Annotated in this window: 5 protein-coding genes; 3 read left to right on the plus strand and 2 right to left on the minus strand. The window is 66.8% G+C overall.

Annotation, left to right across the window (positions count from 1 at the left end; all coding sequences use genetic code 11):
• Positions 1-202: 202 nt before the first annotated feature.
• Together DY468_RS24105 and DY468_RS24110 are read left to right on the plus strand one after the other, a co-directional pair.
• A complete protein-coding gene (locus DY468_RS24105; RefSeq protein ID WP_164608087.1) occupies positions 203-505 on the plus strand; it encodes a hypothetical protein in 303 nt (100 codons plus the stop codon).
• 28 nt (positions 506-533) lie between these two features.
• Positions 534-1358: a methyltransferase domain-containing protein gene (locus DY468_RS24110; protein WP_164608089.1), complete on the plus strand. Its 825-nt coding sequence runs from the start codon at positions 534-536 to the stop codon at positions 1356-1358.
• 258 nt (positions 1359-1616) lie between these two features.
• Here DY468_RS24110 and DY468_RS24115 read toward each other — a convergent pair whose 3' ends face one another.
• Positions 1617-2018, minus strand: a complete 402-nt coding sequence (locus tag DY468_RS24115) for a (deoxy)nucleoside triphosphate pyrophosphohydrolase (RefSeq protein WP_164608091.1) — start codon at positions 2016-2018, stop codon at positions 1617-1619.
• A 195-nt stretch (positions 2019-2213) separates the two neighbouring features.
• The gene (argJ, locus tag DY468_RS24120) at positions 2214-3455 is read right to left on the minus strand and encodes a bifunctional glutamate N-acetyltransferase/amino-acid acetyltransferase ArgJ (protein WP_164608092.1); all 1242 of its coding nucleotides are present in this window, start codon (positions 3453-3455) and stop codon (positions 2214-2216) included.
• 223 nt (positions 3456-3678) lie between these two features.
• Here argJ and DY468_RS24125 point away from each other — a divergent pair.
• The coding region (locus DY468_RS24125; protein WP_164608094.1) for a [protein-PII] uridylyltransferase at positions 3679-6430 on the plus strand (2752 nt) is incomplete at its 3' end.

A 6430-nucleotide genomic window follows, 5' to 3' on the forward strand; every position in this document is an offset into this window, starting at 1 on the left:
ATAAGAGACAGACCGAGCACGGCCTCGGCGGCGCGGCTCCAGATCCGGCGCAGGCCCGTTACCACCCCAGCGCTCGCCGCCGACCCAGCCCACCCCACACGCATGACGCGAAATTATCTTCGCCGCCACAACCGTCAAGGCCGGGTAGTGCCGGCGGCGGAAAAAGCGCACAACACCCGCAGTCCTTCTCCGGGAGATTGCCGTGTCCGAACCCACCGACAAGTCCGCCGACATCACCTATCTGGATATTCCGACCGCGCCGCACGTCTATTTCGACATCGCTCCGGCGCACGGGGTGATCGCCAACGGCGTCGAGGTCGAACTCGCGGCACGCACGCTGAATCCGCTGGCTGACGGTTCGGTCGAGGTCAAATTCGTCACCACCGCGCGACTGCGCTGCAGCCAGGCCGGCGCACTGCACCTGCGCAACGCGCTGGACGCCGTGCTGAAGATGTTCGAAGCCTCGCAGCAGGGGCCGGCCTCCGCGGCCTCCAAGCTGAACTGATCACACCGCAGACGACTTCGAATTGGCCATGAACGGTTCCACACCGATCCTGTTCGATCGCACCTTGCTGGCGGCGCGGCTGCAGCGTGCCGCCCTGCTCGGCCCCGCCAGCTTCCTGCTCGACCGCGTCGCCGACGAGATCGACGAGCGGCTGCACGCCGTGCTGCGCGATTTCACCGCCGTCGCCGACCTCTGGACGCCCGGCGGGCTGAAGCTGCCGCGATTCCCCAACCTGCAACATATCGCGGTTGCTGCGTCGGGCGACGAAACGCTGCCGGTCGCGCCCGGCTCGCTCGATCTCGTGGTCTCGGCGCTGGCGCTGCAATTCGCCAACGACTTGCCGGGCGTGCTGGCGCAGCTTCGCCGCGCGTTGAAGCCGGATGGCCTGCTGCTCGCCGCACTGACCGGCGGCGACACCCTGACCGAACTGCGCCAGGCATTCGCCGAAGCCGAGACCGAGATCGAAGGCGGGGTATCGCCCCGCGTTGCGCCGGCCGCGGATCTGCGCGATCTCGGCGCGCTGTTGCAACGCGCCGGCTTCGCGCTGCCGGTGACCGATGTCGACCGCGTGGTGGTGCGCTACGACCATGCGTTCGCGCTGATGCAAGACCTGCGGCGAATGGGCGCCACCAATCTGCTGATCGAACGCCGCAAGACGCCGCTGCGCCGCGCCACGCTGAGCCGCATGGCCCAGATCTACGCCGACCGCTTCAGCGATCCCGACGGCCGCATCCGCGCCACTTTCGAAATCGTCTGGCTGTCCGGCTGGTCCCCCCACGAAAGCCAGCAGCAGCCGCTGAAGCCGGGCTCGGCGAAAGCGAGTTTGGAAGAGGCGATCAAGGGAAAGCGCTGACGAATGCGATGTGGAGCACCGAAGCTGCTCCGTTGTCCCCGTCATCGCCGGCCTCGACCCGGCGATCCATCCCTCTTCGCAAGATAATGGATGCGCGCGCCTTCGCGCGCCGAAGGGGCTTCGGCCCCGCAGGCGGTTCAAGCCCGCGTATGACGCTGCTACTCGTAGCAGCCCGTAGCCCGCATGAGCGATAGCGACATGCGGGGTGTGCAATCCCGCATGTCGCTTCGCTCATGCGGGCTACGGCTACGGCTCAAATTACATCAGCAATTCGATCAACGGCGGGATCAGCGGGATATCCGCCGGTGGCATCGGGTAGTCGCGGAGCTTGTTGGCGCGAACCCAGGCGAGCTCCTGACCTTCGCGCGGCATCGCCAGGCCTTCCCAGCGCCGGCAGACATACAGCGGCATCAAGAGGTGGAAGTCCTCGTAGGCGTGGCTGGCGAAGGTCAGCGGCGCCAGACAGGCTTCCTTCACGGTGATGCCGAGCTCCTCGTCGAGCTCGCGGATCAGCGCCGCCTCCGGCCGCTCGCCGGGATCGAGCTTGCCGCCGGGAAACTCCCACAGACCGCCGAGCTGCTTGTGCTTCGGCCGCTGCGCGATCAGCACGCGATTATCGGCATCGATCAGCGCTACGGCGACGACGAGGAGGAGGTTCATGCCGGCCCCCGCGTTTGAAGCACTGCGCCCGCTCCATTAACACCGTCGTGCCCCGCGAAGGCGGGGCACCCAGTATTCCAGAGCGCTGCGGTCGCGTAACGGGCGGCACGGCGTACTGGGTCGCCCGCTTTCGCGGGCGATGACGTTTGTGAATGGGGAAGCATGGTGCCCTTCACCATCGCCGCACCGCCAACATCACGACCGATAGTCGCCGTTGATCGCGACGTATTCCTTGGTCAGGTCGCAGGTCAGCACGCGGTCGCGACCCTTGCCGAGGCCGAGGGCGACCTTGATCTGGATTTCCGGCTTCTTCATCTGCGCCGAGACTTCCTTCTCGTTGTAGGACGGATCGCGCGCGCCGGCCTTGGCGACGCGGATGCCGTTGAACGAGATCGACAGCTTGTCGCGATCGGCCGGCTCGCCGGCCTTGCCGACCGCCATCACCACCCGGCCCCAATTGGCGTCCTCGCCGGCGATCGCGGTCTTCACCAGTGGCGAATTGGCGATCGATAGCGCGATCTTGCGCGCCGAAGCCTTGGTCTTGGCGCCCTCGACGATGATCTCGACCAGCTTGCGGGCGCCTTCGCCGTCGCGCGCCACCTGCTCGGACAGGTCGGCCAGCACAGCGTTGAACGCCTTGACGAACGCCTTCAGCCGCGGGTCCGAGGCGCGCGAAATCTTCGGCGCACCGTTCTCGGCGGCCGCACCGGTCGCGAACGCCAGCAGGGTGTCGGAGGTCGAGGTATCGCCGTCGATGGTGACGGCGTTGAAGGTGTCGGCGACGCCGGCCTTGAGCAGCGCCTGCAGGCAGGAGGCCGACAGCGGCGCATCGGTGAAGATGAACGACAGCATCGTCGCCATGTCGGGCGCGATCATGCCGGCACCCTTGGCCATGCCGTTGATCGTCACCTTGGCCTTGCCGAGCTTGACGGTGGCGGTCGCGACCTTCGGAAAGGTGTCGGTGGTCATAATCGCCTTGGCGGCGTCCATCCAGCCGTCGGGCCCGGCGTCGAGCGCCAGAGCGTCGAGCACGCCATCGAACTTGGTGGCGTCGAGCGGCTCGCCGATCACCCCGGTCGAGGCCAGGAACACTTCGGCCGGCTTGCAGCCGACCGCCTTGGCGGCGAGCTGCGCGGTCAGCGCGGTGGCCTGCTTACCGGACTTGCCGGTGAAGGCATTGGCGTTACCGGAATTGACCACCAGCGCCCGGGCGCCGCCGCCCTTCAGCTTATCGCGGCACCATTCGACCGGCGCGGAAGCGCATTTCGAGGTGGTGAACACCCCGGCGACGGTGGTGCCCTTCTCCATCTCGACCAGCAGCACGTCGGTGCGGCCCTTGTAGCGGATGCCGGCCGCGGCGGTCGCGAGGCGCACGCCGGCGATCATCGGCATGGCGGGAACGTCGGTGGGGGCGAGCGGGGAGACTTTGTCGGACATCTTGCGCTTTCGGCAGGTTGTACCCCCGCCGGCGCGGGAGCGGCGTTCCCCTCTCTCACAAGCTCGCGACGATGAGAAGGAGAATTCGCGAAAACTGACGAAAATCCCATCGTCACAATCCGTTGCGGGCGCCTATGCTGGCCTGTCCCGAGCTCGCCTCCGCAGTTACCCTCGGGCGGAATTCCGTGACAGCAGCGTTGCCGTCCGATATCCGGAAATAGCCATGGACAAAGTCGTTTCACCTGCCCGCCCCGCCGCCGACGAGCGCTTCGACAGCGCCCGGGTCGCCGCCGAGATCGCCACGCTGGCCGAGAAGCACGCCGGCGACGACGCTGCGTTCCGCACCGCGCTGGCGATGCTGATGAAGGCGGAACTGGCGAAAGCCCGCACCGAGGCCGAGGCGCAGTTGCTGCGCGACCGCCACGGCCGGCGCTGCGCCGAGCGGCTGTGCTTCGTCCAGGACGCAATCATCCGGCTGCTGTTCAGCTCCGCAACCGAGTACCTTTACAAATCCCCGACACCATCGAGTTCGGAGCGGATGACGGTGGTGGCGACCGGCGGCTACGGCCGCGGCCTGATGGCGCCGGAGAGCGACATCGATCTCTTGTTCATCCTGCCCTACAAGCAGACCGCCTGGGGCGAGCAGGTCGCCGAAGTCATTCTGTACTGCCTGTGGGACATCGGCCTGAAGGTCGGCCACGCCACCCGCTCGGTCGACGAATGCATCCGCCAGGCCCGCGCCGACATGACGATCCGCACCGCGATCCTGGAGACGCGGTTTCTGGCCGGCGACGAAGCGCTGTACGCCGAGCTGGTCGAGCGCTTCGACAAGGAGGTGGTCGAGGGCACGGCGGCCGAGTTCGTCGCCGCCAAGCTGGCCGAACGCGAGGAGCGCCACCGCCGCTCAGGCCAGTCGCGCTATCTGGTCGAGCCCAACGTCAAGGACGGCAAGGGCGGCCTGCGCGACCTGCACACGCTGTTCTGGATCGCCAAATACGTCTACCGGGTGCGCGAGACCAGCGAGCTGTCGGAACGCGGCGTGTTCGATCCGGCCGAGCTGCGCACCTTCCGCCGCTGCGAAGACTTCCTGTGGTCGGTCCGCTGCAACATTCACTTCGTCACCAAGCGCCCGGAAGACCGGCTGTCGTTCGACCTGCAGCGCGAGATCGGGGTGCGGCTCGGCTACACGTCGCATCCGGGAATGCAGGACGTCGAGCGGTTCATGAAGCACTACTTCCTGATCGCCAAGGAAGTCGGCAATCTCACCGCGATCCTGTGCGCCAAGCTGGAGGACCAGCAGGCCAAGGCGGCGCCGGCGCTGACCCGGATGATGGCGCGGCTGCGGCCCGCCGCCAAGCGCCGCCGGGTGCCGGAGAGCGACGACTTCGTCATCGACAACAACCGCATCAATCTGGCGGTGCCGGACGTCTTCAAGCACGACCCGGTCAATCTGATCCGGATCTTCCGGCTGGCGCAGAAGAACAGCCTCGCGTTCCACCCGGACGCGATGCGGATCGTGACGCGATCGCTGTCGCTGATCACGCCGCAGCTTCGCGACGACCCGGAGGCCAACCGTCTGTTCGTGGAGATTCTCACGTCCGACGACGCCGAGCCGGTGCTGCGGCGGATGAACGAGACCGGCGTGCTCGGTCGCTTCATCCGCGCTTTCGGCCGCATCGTGTCGATGATGCAGTTCAACATGTATCACAGCTACACGGTGGACGAGCACCTGATCCGCTGCGTCGGCAATCTTCAGGAGATCGAGCGCGGCGGCAACGACGAGTTCATGCTGTCGTCCGAACTGATGCGCAAGATCCGCCCCGATCATCGCGTGGTTCTGTACATCGCGGTGCTGCTGCACGACATCGCCAAGGGCCAGCCCGAGGATCACTCCACCGCCGGCGCCAAGGTGGCGCGGCGGCTGTGCCCGCGATTCGGCTTCAGCGCCGCCGACACCGAACTGGTGGCGTGGCTGATCGAACAGCATCTGGTGATGTCCACGGTGGCGCAGTCGCGCGATCTGTCCGACCGCAAGACCATCGAAAACTTCGCCGCCGTGGTCGAGACCGTCGAGCAGATGAAGCTGCTCACGATCCTCACCACCGCCGACATCCGCGGCGTCGGCCCGGGGGTGTGGAACGGCTGGAAGGCGCAACTGATCCGCACTTTGTACTACGAGACCGAGCCGGTGCTGACCGGCGGCTTCTCGGAAGTGAACCGCGCCGAACGCATCCGCTCCGCGCAGGCCGAATTCCGTGCCGCCTTCACCGAATGGCCCGAAGCCGATCTCAACGCCTATGTGGCCCGCCACTACCCGGCGTACTGGCTGAAGGTCGATCTGCAGCGCAAGATCCGCCATGCGCGTTTCCTGCGCGCCTCCGAACAGGCCGGCAACAAGCTGGCGATCAATGTCGGCTTCGACGAAGCCAGAGGCGTCACCGAACTGACGATCCTCGCCGTCGACCATCCGTGGCTGCTGTCGGTGATCGCCGGGGCCTGCGCGTCCGCCAGCGCCAACATCGTCGACGCCCAGATCTACACCACCACCGACGGCCGCGCGCTCGACACCATCTCGATCAGCCGCGAATACGATCGCGACGAGGACGAGGGCCGCCGGGCGACCCGGATCGGCGAGACCATCGAAGAGGTGCTCGAGGGCAAGCTGCGGCTGCCCGAAGCGGTGGCGCGCCGCGCCACCTCAGGCAGCAAGGCCAAGCTGCGCGCCTTCGTGGTCGAGCCCGAAGTCGACATCAACAACAACTGGTCCGATCGCTACACCGTGATCGAGGTCAGCGGCCTCGACCGCCCCGGCCTGCTGTATCAACTCACGACCGCGATCTCGAAGCTCAACCTCAACATCGCCTCGGCGCATGTCGCGACCTTCGGCGAGCGCGCCCGCGACGTGTTCTACGTGACCGATTTGTTAGGTGCGCAGATCAACGCTCCGACCCGGCAGGCGGCGATCAAGCGTGCGC

It is taken from the genome of Rhodopseudomonas sp. BR0M22 (assembly GCF_010907035.1).
Taxonomy (GTDB): Bacteria; Pseudomonadota; Alphaproteobacteria; order Rhizobiales; family Xanthobacteraceae; genus Rhodopseudomonas.

Coding starts and splice junctions, on each gene's coding strand:
- DY468_RS24110 (WP_164608089.1), top strand. CDS start 534: ATGAACGGTTCCACACCGATCCTGTTCGATCGCACCTTGCTGGCGGCG.
- DY468_RS24115 (WP_164608091.1), bottom strand. CDS start 2,018: ATGAACCTCCTCCTCGTCGTCGCCGTAGCGCTGATCGATGCCGATAAT.
- argJ (WP_164608092.1), bottom strand. CDS start 3,455: ATGTCCGACAAAGTCTCCCCGCTCGCCCCCACCGACGTTCCCGCCATG.